Below are 18682 nucleotides of genomic sequence, written 5' to 3' on the forward strand. Positions count from 1 at the left end.
CGGCGCCCCCTTCTCTTTATCTCACAACCGCCGTCCCGGCGGCGCTGCCTACTTCCCTTTCTTCAGGTCGAACAGGATCAGCTTGGCGATCGCCTTCAGCGTCTCGAAGACCCCCTCGCCGGTGGTGGCGCAGGCCTCGAATTCGGGCACGCCGGTCGGGTTCAGCTCGCGGCGCAGCTCATCCACGCTCACCACGTTCGGGAGGTCGCGCTTGTTGTACTGGACCACGTAGGGGATCTTGTCCAGATCGTACCCCTGCTCGATCAGGTTGATGCGCAGGTTCTCGACGCTCTCGATGTTGGCGTCCATCCTCTCTTCCTGTGAATCGGCGACGAACACGACGCCGTCCACACCCTTCAGGATCAGCTTTCTCGACGCGTCGTAGAAGACCTGCCCGGGGACGGTGTACAGATGGAAGCGGGTTTTGAAACCGCGGATCTCGCCCAGGGCGAGGGGAAGAAAATCGAAGAAAAGGGTGCGCTCGGTCTCGGTCGCAAGACTGATCATCTTCCCTTTCGCGTCGGCGGCGGTCTTCTGGTAAACGTACTGCAGGTTCGTCGTCTTGCCGCAGAGACCCGGGCCGTAATAGACGATCTTGCAGTTGATTTCTCGAGAAGCGTAGTTGATGAAAGACATCCGGCTTTACCTCTTATAGTTACTGCCTAGCTAAACAGGTTGTCGATATCGTCGTCGGTGATTTCGGCGAAGGGGAACTCGCTGTCGCCGCTCTTCTCCTTCTCCTCGCTCTTCTCCAAAAGCTTGGTGAAGATAGAGGTCAGTTCCTCCGACGCCTTCTTCACCCTCAGCCTGACGAGCCCCAGAGAGGATCTGGTATCGAAGAGCACCACCAGGATCACCCTTCCCGCCACGATGGAGATGTGCAGGTTGTCCTTCTCACCCTCGTGGAAGAGGATGGAGAACTCCTTCTCGCCGATCAGCTTGGCGAGGCCACCGGTCGCCGCTATGTTGCCTGCGGTGAGCGAAGCGAGCGAGGTAGTGTCAAAGCGCTCTGTCTCACCGCAGCCGGTAATCAACTGGCCGTTCTTGTCGACCAGGAAGATGACTTTGGCGTTGGCTTCGCGCAGCAGCTTCTCAAGCACTACGTTTATCTGTTTGAATTCCTCATCGTACATAATCAACTGAGGATTCGACATGAATGGCTCCTTGGTCAGGTACTGTTGATGCGAAGCTTATCTATAACAGAAGCGTTCAGCCATTTCAAGGTAATTGCCTGAGCGATAACCGCCCCTTACACGCTCGCAATACCTTTCGCCGCGTCCAGAAGCAGCGCCACCTTGGCGGGATCACCCGCCTCGCTGTAGAGCCTAAGCACCGGCTCGGTCCCGGAAGGACGGATGAGCAGCCAGGCGCCGTCCTCGAAGATGAACTTGAAACCGTCGCTGAAATTGCGCCCTGCCACGTCGAAACCGGCGATGCTGGTGATCTCTCCCGTCTGCATCTTCTGCAGCAGCGCCTGCTTCGCCGCGGCCTCGATCGGTAGATCGATGCGCGAGTAGTGGAAGTGCCCGATCTCGTTCATCGTCTCCTCGAGGAGCGCACGCAGCCCCTTGCCGCTCATCGCCATCGCCTCGAGCAGCAGAAGCGCCATCAGGATGCCGTCACGCTCCGGTATGTGCCCTTTCACGCCGAGGCCGCCGGACTCCTCGCCCCCCATCAGGATGTCGTTGTCGAGCATCATCTCGCAGATGTGCTTGAAGCCGATCTGGGTTTCGAAGAGCTGCAGGTCGTATTTCCGGGCCAAAAGGTCGATCATCTGCGTCGTGGATACCGTCTTCACCACGCCGCCGCGCAGCCCTTTCCTCTCGTAGAGGTGGCGCAGCAAAACGGTGAAGATGCGGTGCGACGAGAAGAATTCTCCGGTCTCGTCGACGGCGCCGATCCGGTCCGCGTCGCCGTCCAGCGCGAGGCCGACCTGGAAGGCGCCTCCCTGCACCAGCGCGGCCAGTTCGCCCAGGTGCTCGGCGATCGGTTCGGGGGGGTGTCCACCGAAGGAGGGGTTCTCGATGCCGTGGATTTCTTCAACGCCCGGGACGAGGATGGGGAGCACGCCGCATCCCGCGCCGAACATGGGGTCGACCACGGCCTTGATGCCGGAGGAGCGGATCAGTTCCAGGTCGACGTAGCGCCCGAGTTGGACAAGGTAAGGGGCGACGGCATCGAACTGCTCCACCTGTCCCGCAGCCAGCGCCTCGGCAAGCGTCGTTGCCCGCACCGGGCGCGCCGCGGCGAGGTTTTCCGCAACCATCTGTTCCAGAACCTTGGTGGTCGAGGGACGTGCGGAGCCGCCGAACGACTCTTTAACCTTGAAGCCGTTGTAACGCGGGGGATTGTGGCTCGCGGTGATCATGACCCCTACGCCGGCTTTTTTCTCGTGCACGGCCCAGGAAAGTGCGGGGGTGGGTGTGTAGCCTTGGGCAAGCCAGGTCTTGATGCCGTTGCCGGCGGCTATCGCCGCTACGCGCTCGGCAAACTCCCTGGAGAGGAAACGGCGGTCGTAGCCGATCACCAGCCCCTTCTCGGCAAGCCCCTCCCGGTGCATGTAGTCCATGGTCGCCTGCGCCACCAGTGACAGGTTTTCGAAGGTGAAGGTGTCCGCGATCACGCCGCGCCAACCGTCAGTGCCGAATTGTATCTGCAAGAGAATCCTCCCTTTATATTAATGACTGCGCATTTTCCATGGCGCCGCCCGATCTGTCAACATTTAACTTGTCCTAATCAACCGGGAAGGGTTGACCGGCGCCGGTTATTGGCTTATAAGGATGCCACCATTTTCCAATCCCAGAGGAGGTACGAAAACATGCTGAAGAGATTCATCCATGCGTTGGTGCTCGGGCTTTTTCTCGCCGGCGGTGCCATGGCAGCTGAAGCGAAGAACCCCGTAGTGCTCATCGAGACCAACCAGGGGAACGTGAAGGTCGAGCTGTTCCAGAAAGAGGCGCCGATCTCCGTCAAGAACTTCCTCGACTACGCGAAGAGCGGCTTCTACAAGGGGACCATCTTCCACCGCGTCATCCCCGGGTTCATGATCCAGGGGGGCGGCTTCACCCAGGACCTCGAGCAGAAGCAGACCAAGGCGCCGATCAAGAACGAGGCCGCCAACGGGCTCAAGAACGAGCGCGGCACCCTCGCCATGGCGCGCACCAACGTGGTCGATTCGGCCACCGCCCAGTTCTTCATCAACGTGGTGAACAACGACTTCCTGAACCACCGCCCCATGGCCGGCCCGATGGGTTACGGCTACGCCGTCTTCGGCAAGGTCGTCGAGGGGATGGACGTGGTCGACAAGATCGCCGCGACGAGGACCGGAATCGGTTCGAACGGCATGCCGGACGTCCCTGTGCAACCGATGGTGATCAAGGACATGAAGGTGGTCAAGTAATCAAAAGGGGCGCCGCAAGGCGCCCCTTTCCGTTTCATCTCCCCCTGCGCTGCGCGAGCAGCATCAAGTTCCCCACGGTAAAAAGCAAAGCCCCCACGAATGCAGCCAGCGCCCCGGGCTCCCGGTGCACCTCGAAGAGCGCCACCGGCACAGGGCTTAGCGCCACGTCCTTTATGTAGATGCCGTATCCCTTGTGGAAAAGGGGCTGATTCGGCTGCACGCCGTGCACCCCGTCCGCCGTCCGCAGGTCGGCGCGGTAGCCGCTCATCATCCCCATCGGCCCGACCTCGCCGGTGATCCGCTCCACCACGACCCGCTCGCCGTCCGGGAACCCGAAGGAATCCCCCTGGGGGAGCTGCAGCTGTTGCTTGAAACCGCCGTAGGCAGAGAGCAGGTGGGCAAGGACGATGAGCAGGAAGCCCGCGTGCATGAGGTGCGGCGCCACGCTGCGCCCCTTTTTCCTGAGGGCGTCGATGGAGCAGACGAGCGCGTTCACGAAAAGGACCGCGATGCAGGCGATGCAGAGCCAGAGCCACCAGGAGTAGCCAAGCGGTGCCCTCTGCAGCCAGAAAAGAAGCGGCATGTCGTTCAATCCGCCCCCCTCGGAACTCGCCTTCGAGAAGGAGCCTATGGCCAGCGTGACCATGACGCCGGTCATGAGCCAGAGGCCTAAGTTCAGCGAGCAGAAGGTGGCGTAGAGTTTTTTCAGCAAGGCTATTTCCCTCTTTGTCTGACCAGTCCGACTGGTCCGACGTCCGACTAAAAGCTGTGCGAGCTCCGCATGAGCATGCTGACGCCGAGGTAGGTGAAGAGCGTGATGGCGAAGCCCGCGATCCCGAGCCAGGCAAAGCCGCGCTCCCATGCCGGTCCCTTCAGGCGCAGGTGCAGGTAGAGCGAGTAGAACATCCAGAGAATCGAGGTCCAGAGTTCCTTCGCGGTCCAGAGCCAGTAGGTGCCCCAGGCGTAATACCCCCAGATGCCGCCGCAGACCATGGATAGCGAGAAAAAGCTGTACCCGACCAGCGCCGCCCGGTACTGCAGATCGAGCACCGGCCTCCCAGCGCCGCGCAGAAACAGCCCCCCAAGCAGCGCCGCAATGCCGAACAGGGCATAGGCGAAGAAGGCGAGCGCCACGTGCAGCTCAAACCAGTAGGTATCGAGTACGGGGGGAAGCGGCATGTTCAGTGTCGGGAAGGGAAGTGCCAGTACGGCGAAGAGCGCCGCGAGCCCCCCGCATCCCCAGCAAAACCAGCGCACTCCGGAGAGCCGGCGGTCATAGATGAAGGGGAGCGCCATGAGGCCGACCGAGCCGGAGAAGAAGGCAAGGGTGTCCTGCGGCCCGATGAGCGGCAGACGCCCGAGCGCCACGCCGCGCGATGCAAGATAAGCGAGGCTGCAGGCAAGCGCCGCCACGAAGACCGGGCGCCGGACCGACGCGGCGAAGAGCAGCGCCGATGTTATGAGAAGCGGTTTCATAGAAGATCCAGAAGCTGGCCGTTAACATCCCCTCCCCCGGAGGGGGAGGGTTAGGGAGGGGGCGCGCTCTATTTGTAATTCTTGCGTCTGAACAGGCCGGTCTTCAGCGAGGCGATGCGGTCCAGGAACAAAAAGCCGTCCAGGTGATCCATCTCGTGCTGGATGGCGACCGCCTCGAAACCGGAGGCGTCGAATTCGCGCACGTTGCCGTCAGGCTCGGTGAAACGCAAGGTGAGCTCGGTGGCGCGCTCGACGTCGCCGGTGTAGTCCGGGACGCTCATGCACCCTTCCCTCATCACGGCGGCGCCGCTTTTCGCGACGATCTCCGGGTTGATCATCAGCAACAGGCCGTGGTTGTTCTCCTTGCCGTGCCGGTTCTTGGAGACGTCGATCACGCAGACCCGCATCGACACGCCGATCTGCGGCGCGGCGACGCCGACCGAACCGGGTCCGGCGTGCATGGTGTCCACCAGGTCTTCGATGAGCTTTTTGACCTCATCGTCTATGGCCTGCACCGGGGCGCAGACCTGCTTCAGAATGGGATCGGGGTAGGTTACTATCTCTTTGACTGCCATATAAAGATCAGAGGGAGACCGGTGTTATGAGACGGACCGAGATCTCTACGCTCAACTCCTTTTTCAGTTTTTCCAGGAGGGCGGAAGCATCCTCCACCGTGAGCCCCTGCGGGAGCGCGGCCTCGAGCACGAGCACGTAGACCGGGTCCGTGGGCTTGCCGATCAACTTCGTGTTGAGGTCGGTGATGCTCACGCCACGGTCGGCAAGTTCGCGGGTGACGCGGTAGACGATGCCCGTCTTGTCCGAGCCGTAGACCGAGATGAGGCAGAGCTCCCCTTCCGGCCCCTGGTAGCAGACCTCGTCATCCTTCAGCGCGCGGACGAAGGCGGAAAGGCCGGTTCCCGCGGTCTTGAGGGCGAACTCCTCCTCGAGCTTCTTCTTGGAGAAGGGCTTCTCGTGGGCGACGATCAGGATCATGGCAAACTCGCCCCCCAGCATGGTGCAGCTGGAGTCCTCGACATTGCAGCCGAGCTTGTACAACACCTCGGAGGTGTCCGCCACGATGCCGGTGCGGTCCTTGCCGATGATGGTGATGGCGAAATGAGCCAGGTTGGGCTTGCGACAAAGGTTCATTGGGCCTCCTTGTTAGGGGGACAGGCACCTGCGGAGCCGGTCCCCTGCTAAATCTTGTTGATGAAAACTTCGCGGGGCTTGCTGGTGCCGTCGGAGGGGCCGATCACCCCTTCCTGCTCCATCTTCTCGATGATGCGGGCGGCGCGGTTGTAGCCGATCCTCAGGCGGCGCTGGATCATGGAGATCGAGGCCTGCTTCGCCTCGGCCACCAGGGCCAGGGCGTCGTCGTAGCGCTCGTCGATATCCTCGTCCTCGTCGCCCCCTCCCTTCTCGTCGCTAGCCTTCATCTCCAGGATCGACTTCTCGTAGACCGGTTTCCCCTGCTTCTTCAGGAACTCGACCACGCGTTGCACCTCGGCGTCGGAGACGAAGGCGCCGTGGGAGCGGATCATCTTCGAGGTCCCCGGCGGGAGGAAGAGCATGTCGCCCGCGCCCAGAAGCGACTCGGCGCCGTTGCAGTCCAGGATGGTGCGAGAGTCGATCTTGGAGGAGACCTGGAAGGAGATCCTGGCCGGGAAGTTTGCCTTGATGAGGCCGGTGATGACATCGACCGACGGGCGCTGGGTGGCGAGGATCAGGTGGATGCCGGCGGCACGTGCCATCTGGGCCAGACGGGCAATGGACTCCTCGATCTCGCGGCCGGCCACCATCATCAGGTCGGCAAGCTCGTCGACGATGACCACGATGTAGGGGAGGTGGCCGTGTTCCAGCTGCTCTTCCTTGGCCAGGAAAGCCTGGATCGCCGCCTCGCGCGCCTCCATGTCCTCCGGGTCATCCAGGTGATCGGCCTCCTCGATCTCCTCGACCACGACGGTCTCGCGCGCGCGGTTCTCGGCCTCTTCCTTCTCCTGCCGCTCCAGCTCGCGGTTGTAGGAATCGATATTCCTGACCCCCTTGTCCGACATGAGGCGGTAGCGCCGCCCCATCTCCTCGACGGCCCACTTGAGCGCGAGAGCCGCCTTCTTGGGGTTGGTGACCACCGGGAGCAGGAGGTGCGGGATACCCTCGTAGACCGAGAGTTCCAGCATCTTCGGATCGACCATGATGATCCTGACGTCGTTGGGAGTCGAGGTGTACAGAAGCGACAGGATCATGGTGTTGATGGCGACCGATTTACCGGAACCGGTGGCGCCGGCGACCAGGAGGTGCGGCATCTTGGCCAAGTCGGTAACGAGCGGCGTGCCGGCGATGTCCTTGCCGAGCGCCATCGGGAGCTTCATCTTCCCTTTGTGGAACTGCTCCGAGTTGAAGATCTCGCGCAGCGACACCATATCGCGCTCCCGGTTCGGGAGCTCGATGCCGACGACCCCCTTGCCCGGGATCGGGGCCACGATGCGGATAGAGTGCGCCTGCAGCGCCATGGTCAGGTCGTCCTGCAGGCCGGCGATGCGGCTCACCTTGATGCCGGGGCCGGGGGAGAATTCGTACATGGTGATGACCGGGCCGGGGCAGATCTCCACCACCTCCCCTTCCACGCCGAAGTCCTTCAGCTTCTTCTCCATGAGCCGCGCGTTCATGGTGAGGGTTTCCTTGTCCTGGCGCTTCGCCCCCTCGGGCGGAGGATCGAGCAGGGAAAGCGGCGGGGTCTTGAAGTCCCCTTCGGCCTTGATGAAATCGAAGGCCTCCTGCACCGGCTCGCTCTTCTTCTCGTCCCTCTTCTTTTCCTTCTTGGCCACCGGCGCGGGAACCGGCGGCGGCACCACGGCGGGCTTGATGACCGGTGCCGCGTGCTGCCTGGGCTTTTCGTCCTTTTCCTTCTCCGAGGCGAGCTCGCGCGCGAGTGCCCGGCGCTGCTTGCTCTTTTCCCAGCTATCCTTCAGCGCCGTCATCCACCAGTTGGCGAAGAGGACGAAGGAGAAGCGCGAAAGTAACATGGCGCTCGCCGCCAGCATCGGGAGGAGGATGAGGAGCGCGCCGACCGTGCCGAAGGCACGCTTCAAAAGGGCGGTACTCTGGAAGCCGATGAAGCCGCCGGTCGGAACGCGCTGCCCCAGGAACTCGGTGAACTGCAGGTTGAAGGCGAAAAGCCCCGCGACCGAGACCACCAGCAGGACGAAGCCTACGGCCTTGTAGCGCCGCCAGCGGACCGGGTCCGAGGTGAAGGAGCGGTAGGCGAGGTAGATCAGGTTGCAGGGGAAGATGTAGGAGGCAAGGCCGAAGAGCTGCAGGAAGCAGTCCGCCAGCTCGGCCCCGAAGCGCCCCCCGAGGTTCCGGGTCTGGGTGAGCGTGGAGACGCTGTTGAAGGAGAGGTCCTCGCCGTGGTAGGAGGCGAGCGCCACGAACAGGAAGATCCCGGCGGCGCCGAAGGCCATCCCCTTCACTTCCTTGGTAACCTTTTCCTTCTTTTCGATCTTCTCTTCAGTCGTCATAGTCAAAACCTATTTGTCATGGAGGCACGGAGAAAATCGGAGAAACTGTTCACGAAACTACCGGCAGTCTATCCCTTCTCCCCACGGGAGAAGGTGCCCCGAAGGGGCGGATGAGGGAGTTGCCACGAAGGGGTGGCATTGCCCGTGGCGACGCCCTCACCCCTGCCCCTCTCCCAGAGGGCGAGGGGAAAGACTCCTTACATCTCCAGAACAAGCGGCAGGATCACCGGCCGCCTCTCTATGGTCTTGTTGAAGAAACGGCGCAGCACACGGCGCACCTCGAGTTTCACCTCGCTCCAGTCGGTGAGCGCCTCGCTGCTCACCAGGGCGAGCGTGTCCAGCACCACCTTCTTCGCCTCGTCCAGGTACTGCTGGCTCTCATCCTCAAAGATGAAGCCACGCGACACGATGTCCGGGCCGTAGATGATCTCGCCGCTCACCTGGTTGATGCCGACGATGACCACCACCATGCCGTCCTCGGAGAGATGCTTCCTGTCCTTCAAGACCACGTTGCCGACGTCGCCGACCCCCTTGCCGTCCACGAAAACACGGCCCGTGTTCACGTGGTCCACGACCGCCGCCTCGTCACCCGAGAAGAGCACCACGTCGCCGTTCACGGCGAGGATGCAGCGCTCCTCCGGGGTGCCGACCTTTTGGGCCAGCTGGGCGTGCTTCACGAGATGTCGGTACTCGCCGTGCACCGGCACGAAGAAGCGGGGCTTCACCAGGTTGTGCAGAAGCTTCAGCTCCTCCTGGCTTGCGTGCCCCGAGACGTGCACCTCGGAGACCTTCTCGTGGATCACCTCGGCGCCGCGCCGGTACAGGTGGTTCATCAGGTCCGAGATGGTCTTCTCGTTCCCCGGGATGAAGCGCGAGGAGAGGATGACCGTGTCGCCCCGCTCCAGCTTGATCTGCTTGTGGTCGTCCATCGCGATGCGGATGAGCGAGCTCCTTGGCTCCCCCTGGCTCCCGGTGGTGATCATGCAGACCTGCTCCTTAGGGAGCCTCGGGAGCTCCTTCAGATCCATCAGGACGTCGTCGGGGACTCTCAGGTAGCCGAGCTCGCGTGCGATCTGCACGTTGGCGATCATGGAACGGCCGTTCAAAAGCACCTTCCGGCCGCTCTTTCGTGCCGCGTCCACCACCTGCTGCACGCGGTGGATGTTGCTCGAGAAGGCCGCGACGATCACGCGACCCGCGCAGCTCGGGAAGATCTCGTCGAAGGCCTCACCCACCACCCGCTCGGAGAGCGTGTACCCCTCGCGCTCGATGTTGGTGGAGTCGGCGAAGAGGGCCAAGACCCCGGCCTGCCCGTAACGGGCGAAGGTGGGGAGATCGGTCAGCTCGCCATCCACCGGGGTCTGGTCGAGCTTGAAGTCGCCGGTGTGGATCACCACCCCCTCGGGACAGGTAAGGGCCAGGGCGCAGCCGTCCACCGTGGAGTGGGCGACGCGGATGAACTCGACGATGAAATCTCCAAGTTCGATCACGTCCCTGGGCTTCACCACGCGAAGGTCGACCTTCTCGTCCAGCTCGAACTCCTTGAGCTTTTCCTTCACGAAGCCGAGGGTGAGGGCGGTGCCGTAGATGGGGGGATTGATGTCCCTCAGCACGTAGGGGAGCGCGCCGATGTGGTCCTCGTGGCCGTGCGTGAGCAGGATGGCCCGGATGCGGTCGGCCCGCTCCATGAGGTAGCCGATGTCCGGGATGACGACGTCGATCCCCAGCATGTACGGCTCCGGGAACATGAGGCCGCAGTCGACGATGACGATGTCCTCGCCGTACTCGAAGGCCGCCATGTTCAGGCCGATCTCGCCGAGTCCTCCGAGCGCCACGAACTTCAGGCCGGTACTCTCGATACTGGTTGCTTCCAAAGTACTCCCTTGCCGGGGACGCCTGTCCCCGCTGATCCGTCTGCCGTCCGCTGTCCGTTCTTCACGACCGCCCAGCGCCCTTGCAGGGATTGATATCGGAAAGATCTCTTATTCCCGCCCCTCGCGAAGGTTTTTCAGAGCCGGGGAACTTGAGTACATCTGCCACGAAGCGCTGCGTGAGCCCAAACGTCCCCCCCTTTGCGAAGGGGGAGCCTGCCCCCCGTAGCGCTTTTGCGAAGGGGGGACAGGGGGGATTTAGCCGTGGTAGCCGCTTCGGTTACCTAAACCCGTTATTAATTCCCAGAAGGCCCCGGCCGCCCCTTCTGCTGCAGCACGAGGTCCGCGATGCGGGCATCGCAGCGCGCGATCCAGTCCTGTCCCGGAGCGTAGGAGCCGGCCACGGCGTAAAAAGAGCTCCTCAGGGCGCGGTAGGCGATGAGCGCCCGCGCCGTGTCGTGACGTCCCTCGGCCATCTGGCCGAGATCCCACAGTTTCTGCGCGGCACGCGGCACCACCGAGCTTCCCGGGGTGTACATGTGGATGGCCGCCTCGTACCCGGCCACCGCGGCGGTGAAGTCCCCGGCGAGCAGAGCCTTTTCCCCCTTGTCAAACTGCACGTACTGCCGGTACAGGGTGTTCCCCCAGAGGAGGGCAAGGGAGATGGCGACGACTACCGCTACGTTTATTGCTATGGTCTTGACCTTATCCATGTCGTTCCTGTTACGTCCCTATCGCGTCATGCACGGAAGAAGTTCGGGGCCACGGTGAGGAGCGTCCCCAGAAGGAGGAGCGCCACGCCCAAAAGCACGGCCGCCGCCGCGAGGACGTTCAAGGGGGAGCGCAGCCGGTGTGCGGCCGGCAGTCCCCAGAAGATGAGCGCGACGCCGAAGAGGGCCGGTAAGAGGTAAACGATCGACATCTAGTCAACCTCCAGCTTTGCCGCGATCGCCGCGCGCACCCGTTCCAGGAGCTCGGCCTCGGCGACGCCGGCGACCTCGATCGGTGCGCCGAAGCTGACCCTGATGGTGCCGGGGCGCAGCTCGATCCGGTTGCGCGGGTTGATGGCCCTGCTGCCATTGATGGTGAAGGGGACGATGGGAACCCCGGCGCGCACCGCCAGCATGAAGGCGCCGCGTTTGAAGGGAAGGAGCGCACCGTCCTTCGTGCGGGTCCCCTCCGGGAAGATGACAACACTTGCACCCGAGGCGATGCGCTGCGCCGCCTGTTTCATGCTCTTCAGCGCCTTCCTGCCGTCGCTGCGGTCAAGCGGGATGTACCCGGCCCGGCGCATCGCGGCGCCGAAGACCGGCACCCGGAAGAGTTCCTCCTTGGCGACCCAGGAGAACAGGCGCGGGATGGCGCGGGTCAGGGCGAGGATGTCGAAGTTGCCCTGGTGGTTCCCCATGTAGATGACCGGCCCCTCGGTCGGGACCATTTCCAGCCCCTCCACTTCGACCTTGATCCCGGCCATCGGGAGCGAGACCAGGCTCCAGACCCTCGCGCAGGCGTGACCCACCCGGCCGGAAGCATCGAACAGGCCGCCGATCACGGCAGCGAGGCTGCATAACAACGTGTACGGAACGAAGAAAAGAAGGTAGATACGGGCTCTCAGCATGACCGGTTACGTTACTTTTTTTTACGATGAGAGTCAAACAATATCGCTTGCCATGAGGGCGTGATTTCTATACACTTCCCCAATTCAAAACGCAAATGTGAACTGCTAAAAGTTTTTGTCGCTCTGCAGTGTCCAATTTCAATACGTTAGCAAAAGGTAATTTGTTAAAAGTGTTTGTCGCTCTCGGCAACTCACCACGACAGTGACAAACATTTTTCGCAGCGGCAGACTTTTTGGCAACTTTTTACATAGGTAATTTTTATTAAGAAAGCCCCGCTGGGTATCAGACCCGCGGGGCTTTTTTCACAATAGATTGTGTTGCTAATGTCACTCGGAATTCATGGTAAAGGCATTTTGAGCCCCCCGAAATTTTGGACGACTCAATATTCCGCAGGGGGTGGGTCACCCTTGGACGCCGAACTGGAGCAAAATTCGAAACCGATCCACACCGCGTCAGGGCCCCTGAACCATTCACCGCTCTTTTTACTGTCCAAGACCTCTTAACCTCTGCAATTATCGCACTTGTCGGTATTTTGGGTTTTACAACCACAATTAGGACAATCCGAGTAGTCTCCTAAGCACGTCTTGCATATAAAATCGCCCCCCTCAACCTTTTCATAGCTAAAGGAGGCTTCACCTTCAGTAAGGTAGCAATCGCAATGTATACATTTCTTCCTTGTCAACTTTTCTTCTTGCCACTCCGCAGCTACTTCTTTCCAATCTACATTTCTAGGTGGCTTACTTGCCCCTGACCATGTGTCCCAGAAATCTGGATCATCAGAGTGTGGTCGGTGCTTTTGGGGAAGCTCATTCATCTTAACCATCACGGGCAGTTCTGACGCCCAGCCGAGTAGTATGGCATTTTGCGAGGGAAGAGATGGCAATTCGCGCAGCAACCCTTTTAAGTTGTCAGGAACAAAGCGATGCACCAAATCTTGATCCCGGTCATTGCTAATACGGTGTAGGAGGAACGAGTTGCATTGGGAGAGAACGGTCTGAGACAGTTCGGAAGGTCGTTGGGAGGATAATACTAGTCCTAGACCGAATTTCCTTCCCTCACGAGCGATTCGTTCAAAAACCTGGCAGCATACGGATGCTGCATCCTGGCTTTCTGAGTATTCTTTATATTGTTTAATAAAGGTATGGGCTTCTTCCATCACCAAAACTGTTGGCAAGGCAACTCCATTTATCTTGCGATAACGTTGTAACGCCTCAAAAGTCATTCGCGCAATAACTGCAGTTGTAATATGAATAACTTCAGATGGAACAAGTGAAAGATCAATGATTGTGATACAACCATTCTCCGCCTTGTTTGATCCAATATAATTGTTTAACCACTCTACCAAGGTAATGCCAGGATCACCTCCCATAATAGTGCCCATGCGAGTATCCGTAAGCATTGTCCTGATTCTGGCCAAAAAGAAATCGAACCATTGACGATTGCCACTGTTAGTGGCAAGAAAATCAAGATCAATAAGGAAATCATCCTCCGAAAATGGGATCGGAACATCCTCGTTGATATACAAGCAGTTTGTCTTATGTCCTCCTAGTCTTTCTATTTGTTCCTTTACAACCAGTATCACATCCTCTATATCTCCGTACTGAAAAGGCTTATTGTATCCTCTGTCATTTTTACACTTGTTATCGATCAAGTCCTTGACAATATCAGATACCGGAGTGATGAATTCTGACAGTGCTGGTGTTTTGGCGACCAAACCTGCTAATGATCCAGATATACATTTCAACAACTCTAAAAAAGACCAATATTTACCATCTTTTGTTGTAGCAAAGGGCGCATTATTGGCTACTTCCTGGGTCAGCGAGGACTGCACTCCTTGTAAATAGATAACCAAGCTATTATTTGGGGTACTATTGCCTCCTGATGGGGCAGCATTGCGACGCATTCTAAGCGCCTGCTGAAGTACTGGACGCTGAGCTTTCGCGCTAGCTTGAGTAAAGGAGCACCACTCTGAACTGTTCCAAAACCAGAGTGGGACCTGTAATTGAAATTCCCCCTCACTTGGAGAAACCCTGAAAACTCTTGCCTTGATTGTTGGATCAGTAAATGCTCGGGTGTACTCCCCGTTTGGGTCTAAGACAACAAAGCGGGCATTGGGTCTTGAGGCTGCATGGACCTGAGCTTCCTCCAGCGACCACCGGATAAGGCCAGCCACAGAACATGATTTGCCACTGCCAGTGTTCCCGAGGACGGCTAGATGACGCCCGAAAAGCCGATCAGGGTCAATGCGAACTTCTGCATTGCCTGCAAGCGGGCTAGTTCCGATTTTGATGTACCGTTTATCACCAGACTCGACTATCGACCTTAGTTGCTTGTCTGTTGGAAGGAAAACTCCATCACCGATGGTCGGAAAAGCCTCTGCCCCACGCTGAAATTTGTACAGGTCTTTTTTCCCGCGCCTTAAAGTACCGAGAGGATTTAGGCTCATCTTTCGTAACGGATAAGGCAAATCAATAAGGCCGAAATCCTGCAGACCTCTGCGTTTAGGGAACGCAGATCGTTCCACTGTCAGCCACTCGACTTGTCCCACAAGGTATCCAGTGTCATTAGGAATCAGTACATAGCTATTGACACGAGGAAAAGCCCGTGGAGTCCCGGCATTCATGGCCATAGAATCCGGTGTCTCAATGTCCAGCCCAACCTTGATCTCGTCTGGCGAGACGAACTCCACGGAACCGATGCGAAGCCCTTCGGCATTCTCGAAAGGCGTGAGGCTCATGATTTCACCTCAGAAGGCTCCGAATTAGAAGGTTTGCCATCCTTGGGCTCAAAACCATAACGAGATTTAAGAAGATCTGCCATGCGGATGGTTGTTCGGTCAATAGCTGACTTCGGCAGATAATTATCCACTAACGTTTGAAAATCACCAAAGTGAGAGCCGATCAGAAGTGTAATTTGGTCGGGCCTGGACAGCTTATTGTATGTCTTCATAATGCGCCCGAGCGGATCACTACGAGAAATTATTACCAGATGGGTGGATGGAATCGTGAGCATGTCTTCAATTACTCTGTTTATATGCTCATCACCGAAACTGTAGCCGTAAGTTACGACCGTGCTGTTGGGGCGACAAACCGCAACAGCAAAATCCCGGAATAGCTCAACATACGGATATGCAGAGGTTTCCCTATCCTTAGCGGAGTTGGGGTAGATCATCAACTGCATCGGACCAGCCTCGCCCAAACTTGGCACCTTTAGGTATTGTCCAATACCATCGGCTCCAAACGGGACGCCCATGCGACGAATCTCGTTAGCGGCATAGACCCAATCCAATGATCCATGTAACTTGGTGAAACGAGCTACGCCCTCTAAATAACGCGGTTCACCACGTATGCCGGGCGGACAATAGTGCATATCGATGTCCAAGCGGGAAGAACGGAAGATGGGGGTCAGCGATCCGACAAAACGATCCAACAGGTGTAATCCTGCCACATCGGCACCGGCCTCGATAACACGATCATAGTTGGTGGTGAAGATTTGTAGTCTGTCCCGTATACCTGAGCGACTAGCAAAGCTCATTATAAAATTTACCAAATAGCTGAACGCTTTTTCTCGACCGGCCTTATCTACGGTAACCAAGCCCCTTTCACCTTTAAGAATGTCAGCGGCAAATTCGCCCAGGACTTTCGCGATTTCAGCCTTTAGAACAGCCATTGAGGAGCGTAACGCTTCAGCATGCGCCCAAGTAGAACCTTCGGGGCAAAAATGCTCAAGTCCTACCAGCAACTCATTCGCAGTACGGATCTGGTCTTCGATGTTCCAATCATCACGTCCAGCAGCTTCCGCAGACCGCCCGGCAGCCGCCTTAATTTCGTCATTAAATACAGCGAACTCAGCTTCGGCCATTCCAGGAAGAGCTTTGCCCGTAGCGAGATGATGGACAGCGTGCGTCAGACCAGAGCCAATCAGTAAAGAAAAATGTTCAGACTGGAACAAGGCCGTCAGCCACGGTTCGATCCGTGAATGGAACTGATCTATGCCAACTTTGTCAGAGTTTTTCAACCAGGAGCATTTGGACTTGTCAAATAACTGATATGCTTTGCCATCTCCCTCAGCGTCTGCAATCTCTTTGAAATAAAGTGGAACATGATCCTCTCGGCATTTTAAGATTTGGTCTGTTTTGCCAAGCACACTCATTTCTGCCTCCTCTTGCGTAAAACACATAAAACTAGGCCATCACAGCATCAAAGTTTCACTGCTGCAGCAGAGGACATACTCGCCAGCTGTCTGCCCTTAAATTCATACTTATTTCAACTCTTTAGCAAGTCAATCCAGTTATTTCTCGCTGAACTTATGACCTCGGTTGCGAATCTGCGTTCAATATTTACCCACCTCTCAGCCACAGCCTGCTGTTATCACGACATCGAAGGGGCAAATTCCGGATTCCAGATTAAAGTATGTATCCTACCAAGATCAGGCAGCACCAGCGCCTGTAGCGGTGCGACTATGTAGAGGATGCTCAACGTCTAAAGTGTCTGGATTTAGCTGCCAAAAATCGATATTTTTTTCCTCTAAGAGGAGTTGTCTGCCTAACAAATAGACTCGTTCTGCTGCACGATCTGGCCAGAAGATTCCCACTGGACGTGCATTTGGGTAGCAATAGACCTTAACCATTTGAGGTGCTCCACCAACGGTATCATGTCGTTTGCCTGCCCTTAAAATATTACGTAAAACTTCAAAAGGCTCCATATCCAAGCAGCCTTCTTTCAAAATGCGGATATCACCGTATCGGTCTGTCATCAACCGATATAGTTGTTTTTCGGCTTCCCTAGCCCAGTCGCCGGCAAAGGCAATTGATTTGAAAGGACCATGCCAAACACTACATGGCTTTAATTCAAAGAGGTTTACCCCTTTGTTATATATTACACGCCAGATTTTAAAGGATTTCTGCTGCCATGAATATCCTGCCAAAATAAATTCAGTTTTGGGAACATGCTGTCCTTTAACATATGGATCAATTTCCTTGAGCATTTGATTAAAGGTTCGAATTGTGAACCCGGCAATCTTCGTCATGTCTACTGCACGGCTAACGGCTGGAAAATGACCTTCAATTGCTAATGACAACTGAAGCATTAGTGGATATGCAAAATCTGTCTCTCCAGCAAAACAGATAATACTATCATTACGTTTTAAGGGTAAAATTTTAGGGACACAGTCAAAATTACGACCACCACCATTTAATCTGCTATCCGAAACGGTTACGAGCTCATCAACCCCACCTGCGCCCTTTCTAACCCAAGCCATTGCTAATGTCAAACCTAACCCCTTGTCAAATTATTGAGTTTAGCATGATAATGCTACACTGTTATTTCACTAATCAAATAACACGTGGTTCACCTCATATATATTATTCAGATGTCAACATGCTCATATTCTTTTCCTGCAAGCACGGTTTTGGCACAGTAGTATCCGCTGCTTCGTTTCATATCCGCTTCAACCTCTGCTGCAGTAAATCTGTAAAAATGAAAAGTGAAGCTACGACTGCCGGGTCGTAGCCGACTGCGGGGGCCAAGGATGACAATAAGCTCGTCATACTTTTCTGGATCTCCAACGTTAAGGTTTGTGCCCTCGGGAGAGTTATGGACCTTGACCTGGACTCGTCGATTACCAATTAAGCCGTCATAGCCAGGATGCCTACCACTTTGCTCTAGAACTAAACCATAACGTTTTACACACAGCCACTCCCCTATATCACCTAGGAGTTTGTCGGAGCGCACGATGTTTGCTTCATAAAGTTTTTCTGCGCTGTGGAAGAATGCCCTCATCAACGTCTTTTCTGAATCAGTCATAGTTTAGTTCATTCCCTATTCTATTTCCCTTTCTTGTTGATGGCTGAGTCAAACTTATTTTTCAGACATTCGACAACATCCCAGGAAAATTCTTTTGGATCGTGCTGAGGGAACTGGTATCGTTCTCGAAGTGCCTCAGCAATTCCCCAAGCGCGATAGCCGCAAATCCCCAATTGATCAAGACATGCGTCAGGACCGCACTCAGGATCAATGTCGTACGTCCCACCAATAACCTGTTGTGCAAGTGCTAAATCGTTGTGAAAACTCAACACCTTGGTGGAAAGTGATGGATCTAGAACTCGCCAATCAATGTCAGCAGGAAATTGGTCGAGAAGAGGAAGCTTCCTCGATTTTCTTCCGACCTCACCACCAAAGTGACGATACATGTCCATCTCTGCAATATCATCTGCACAACTTATTGCAAATCCTTCTAGAATCACAGCAAGGCGCAGTGCTGAATACCTTGAACAACGGGTGTTAACACCTTTTTCTTTATAGTATTCACGAACCCAATTAATAGCCTGGTTTATGATTGCCGTAATGACGCCAGTTGTTAAAGCTAGTTTTAACAGCGGCCATCCATTTAGGTCTATCAATGGCACTTCCTCCACTCTAAATCCTCAGGCCAACGTGCCCGGAGTTGGCCCGGTAAGGTTTTGAAGCCGGTCCGACTACCATATTTAGGCCTATACAAGCAAATACGTCATCGTTATGAGCATTTACGCACCGAAGGTATAACCTTTTTTAATTGTGGTCAATGGCTAAAATTTCATCTAGCCATATAGTAGGAAGAGGAATTCTCACCTTCTAGGTAGTGCGTCTATTGTGGCTCCCACACTCTAAAATCCCAACTGCGTCACTGTAAAATAGAGCAGTTGCAGTATGGAAAGCGTTCAAACCAGGCGCATAAGAGATGGCAAATATCTCGGTTTTGGTAACAAAATGTGAATCGGATTGCAACATCAACACACCAGTGACATTGGTTTTCACCGCC

18 protein-coding genes are annotated in these 18682 nt (G+C 56.6%); 1 reads left to right on the forward strand and 17 read right to left on the reverse strand.

Annotated features, from left to right (window positions below; translation table 11 throughout):
• Nucleotides 1-48: 48 nt before the first annotated feature.
• From E4633_RS03615 to E4633_RS03625, 3 genes are all read right to left on the reverse strand, one after another.
• Entirely contained in the window at nt 49-636 is a 588-nt protein-coding gene (locus tag E4633_RS03615; protein WP_135868890.1) for a GTP-binding protein, read from the reverse strand.
• 26 nt (nt 637-662) lie between these two features.
• The gene (locus tag E4633_RS03620) at nt 663-1154 is read right to left on the reverse strand and encodes a roadblock/LC7 domain-containing protein (protein ID WP_135868891.1); all 492 of its coding nucleotides are present in this window, start codon (nt 1152-1154) and stop codon (nt 663-665) included.
• 95 nt (nt 1155-1249) lie between these two features.
• On the reverse strand, nt 1250-2659 hold the full coding sequence (locus E4633_RS03625; RefSeq protein WP_135868892.1) for a phosphoglucomutase/phosphomannomutase family protein: 1410 nt from the start codon (nt 2657-2659) through the stop codon (nt 1250-1252).
• A 159-nt stretch (nt 2660-2818) separates the two neighbouring features.
• Here E4633_RS03625 and E4633_RS03630 point away from each other — a divergent pair, with 159 nt between their 5' ends.
• Nucleotides 2819-3400: a peptidylprolyl isomerase gene (locus E4633_RS03630; RefSeq protein ID WP_135868893.1), complete on the forward strand. Its 582-nt coding sequence runs from the start codon at nt 2819-2821 to the stop codon at nt 3398-3400.
• A gap of 34 nt (nt 3401-3434) precedes the next feature.
• On the opposite strand, the gene E4633_RS03635 is transcribed toward E4633_RS03630, so the two are convergent.
• The 14 genes from E4633_RS03635 to E4633_RS03700 form a co-directional block, all read right to left on the reverse strand.
• Nucleotides 3435-4112, reverse strand: a complete 678-nt coding sequence (locus E4633_RS03635) for a cytochrome c biogenesis protein ResB (RefSeq protein WP_135868894.1) — start codon at nt 4110-4112, stop codon at nt 3435-3437.
• A 47-nt stretch (nt 4113-4159) separates the two neighbouring features.
• Nucleotides 4160-4876: a cytochrome c biogenesis protein gene (locus E4633_RS03640; RefSeq protein ID WP_135868895.1), complete on the reverse strand. Its 717-nt coding sequence runs from the start codon at nt 4874-4876 to the stop codon at nt 4160-4162.
• A gap of 68 nt (nt 4877-4944) precedes the next feature.
• Nucleotides 4945-5451: a peptide deformylase gene (def, locus tag E4633_RS03645; protein ID WP_135868896.1), complete on the reverse strand. Its 507-nt coding sequence runs from the start codon at nt 5449-5451 to the stop codon at nt 4945-4947.
• A 7-nt stretch (nt 5452-5458) separates the two neighbouring features.
• Nucleotides 5459-6025 carry a glycine cleavage system protein R gene (locus E4633_RS03650; RefSeq protein ID WP_135868897.1) on the reverse strand — a complete coding sequence of 189 codons (567 nt, stop codon included), beginning with the start codon at nt 6023-6025 and terminating at the stop codon, nt 5459-5461.
• A 47-nt stretch (nt 6026-6072) separates the two neighbouring features.
• A complete protein-coding gene (locus E4633_RS03655) occupies nt 6073-8394 on the reverse strand; it encodes a DNA translocase FtsK (RefSeq protein WP_135868898.1) in 2322 nt (773 codons plus the stop codon).
• A gap of 197 nt (nt 8395-8591) precedes the next feature.
• The gene (locus E4633_RS03660; protein WP_135868899.1) at nt 8592-10268 is read right to left on the reverse strand and encodes a ribonuclease J; all 1677 of its coding nucleotides are present in this window, start codon (nt 10266-10268) and stop codon (nt 8592-8594) included.
• Between the two features lie 293 nt (nt 10269-10561).
• Nucleotides 10562-10978, reverse strand: coding sequence for a hypothetical protein (locus E4633_RS03665; protein WP_135868900.1), 417 nt, complete (start codon nt 10976-10978; stop codon nt 10562-10564).
• A gap of 26 nt (nt 10979-11004) precedes the next feature.
• Nucleotides 11005-11187, reverse strand: a complete 183-nt coding sequence (locus E4633_RS03670) for a hypothetical protein (protein ID WP_135868901.1) — start codon at nt 11185-11187, stop codon at nt 11005-11007.
• On the reverse strand, nt 11188-11883 hold the full coding sequence (locus E4633_RS03675) for a lysophospholipid acyltransferase family protein (RefSeq protein ID WP_135868902.1): 696 nt from the start codon (nt 11881-11883) through the stop codon (nt 11188-11190).
• Nucleotides 11884-12383: 500 nt separating this feature from the next.
• Nucleotides 12384-14621, reverse strand: coding sequence for an ATP-binding protein (locus E4633_RS03680; RefSeq protein ID WP_135868903.1), 2238 nt, complete (start codon nt 14619-14621; stop codon nt 12384-12386).
• On the reverse strand, nt 14618-16036 hold the full coding sequence (locus tag E4633_RS03685) for an SIR2 family protein (protein ID WP_135868904.1): 1419 nt from the start codon (nt 16034-16036) through the stop codon (nt 14618-14620). The genes E4633_RS03680 and E4633_RS03685 overlap by 4 nt, the downstream gene beginning before the upstream one ends.
• 276 nt (nt 16037-16312) lie before the next feature.
• Entirely contained in the window at nt 16313-17155 is an 843-nt protein-coding gene (locus tag E4633_RS03690) for a hypothetical protein (protein WP_135868905.1), read from the reverse strand.
• Nucleotides 17156-17250: 95 nt separating this feature from the next.
• Nucleotides 17251-17688: a hypothetical protein gene (locus E4633_RS03695; protein WP_135868906.1), complete on the reverse strand. Its 438-nt coding sequence runs from the start codon at nt 17686-17688 to the stop codon at nt 17251-17253.
• 20 nt (nt 17689-17708) lie between these two features.
• Complete coding sequence (locus tag E4633_RS03700; RefSeq protein WP_135868907.1) at nt 17709-18284, reverse strand: hypothetical protein; 576 nt, start codon at nt 18282-18284, stop codon at nt 17709-17711.
• Nucleotides 18285-18682 lie beyond the last annotated feature (398 nt).

This window comes from Geomonas terrae (assembly GCF_004791675.1).
Lineage (GTDB): Bacteria > Desulfobacterota > Desulfuromonadia > Geobacterales > Geobacteraceae > Geomonas > Geomonas edaphica.

Excerpts from the sequence above, each read along its gene's own strand:
- E4633_RS03680 (WP_135868903.1), bottom strand. The coding sequence starts at position 14,621 with ATGAGCCTCACGCCTTTCGAGAATGCCGAAGGGCTTCGCATCGGTTCC.
- E4633_RS03630 (WP_135868893.1), top strand. The coding sequence starts at position 2,819 with ATGCTGAAGAGATTCATCCATGCGTTGGTGCTCGGGCTTTTTCTCGCC.
- def (WP_135868896.1), bottom strand. The coding sequence starts at position 5,451 with ATGGCAGTCAAAGAGATAGTAACCTACCCCGATCCCATTCTGAAGCAG.
- E4633_RS03695 (WP_135868906.1), bottom strand. The coding sequence starts at position 17,688 with ATGACTGATTCAGAAAAGACGTTGATGAGGGCATTCTTCCACAGCGCA.
- E4633_RS03655 (WP_135868898.1), bottom strand. The coding sequence starts at position 8,394 with ATGACGACTGAAGAGAAGATCGAAAAGAAGGAAAAGGTTACCAAGGAA.
- E4633_RS03620 (WP_135868891.1), bottom strand. The coding sequence starts at position 1,154 with ATGTCGAATCCTCAGTTGATTATGTACGATGAGGAATTCAAACAGATA.
- E4633_RS03640 (WP_135868895.1), bottom strand. The coding sequence starts at position 4,876 with ATGAAACCGCTTCTCATAACATCGGCGCTGCTCTTCGCCGCGTCGGTC.
- E4633_RS03665 (WP_135868900.1), bottom strand. The coding sequence starts at position 10,978 with ATGGATAAGGTCAAGACCATAGCAATAAACGTAGCGGTAGTCGTCGCC.
- E4633_RS03670 (WP_135868901.1), bottom strand. The coding sequence starts at position 11,187 with ATGTCGATCGTTTACCTCTTACCGGCCCTCTTCGGCGTCGCGCTCATC.
- E4633_RS03685 (WP_135868904.1), bottom strand. The coding sequence starts at position 16,036 with ATGAGTGTGCTTGGCAAAACAGACCAAATCTTAAAATGCCGAGAGGAT.
- E4633_RS03615 (WP_135868890.1), bottom strand. The coding sequence starts at position 636 with ATGTCTTTCATCAACTACGCTTCTCGAGAAATCAACTGCAAGATCGTC.
- E4633_RS03675 (WP_135868902.1), bottom strand. The coding sequence starts at position 11,883 with ATGCTGAGAGCCCGTATCTACCTTCTTTTCTTCGTTCCGTACACGTTG.
- E4633_RS03650 (WP_135868897.1), bottom strand. The coding sequence starts at position 6,025 with ATGAACCTTTGTCGCAAGCCCAACCTGGCTCATTTCGCCATCACCATC.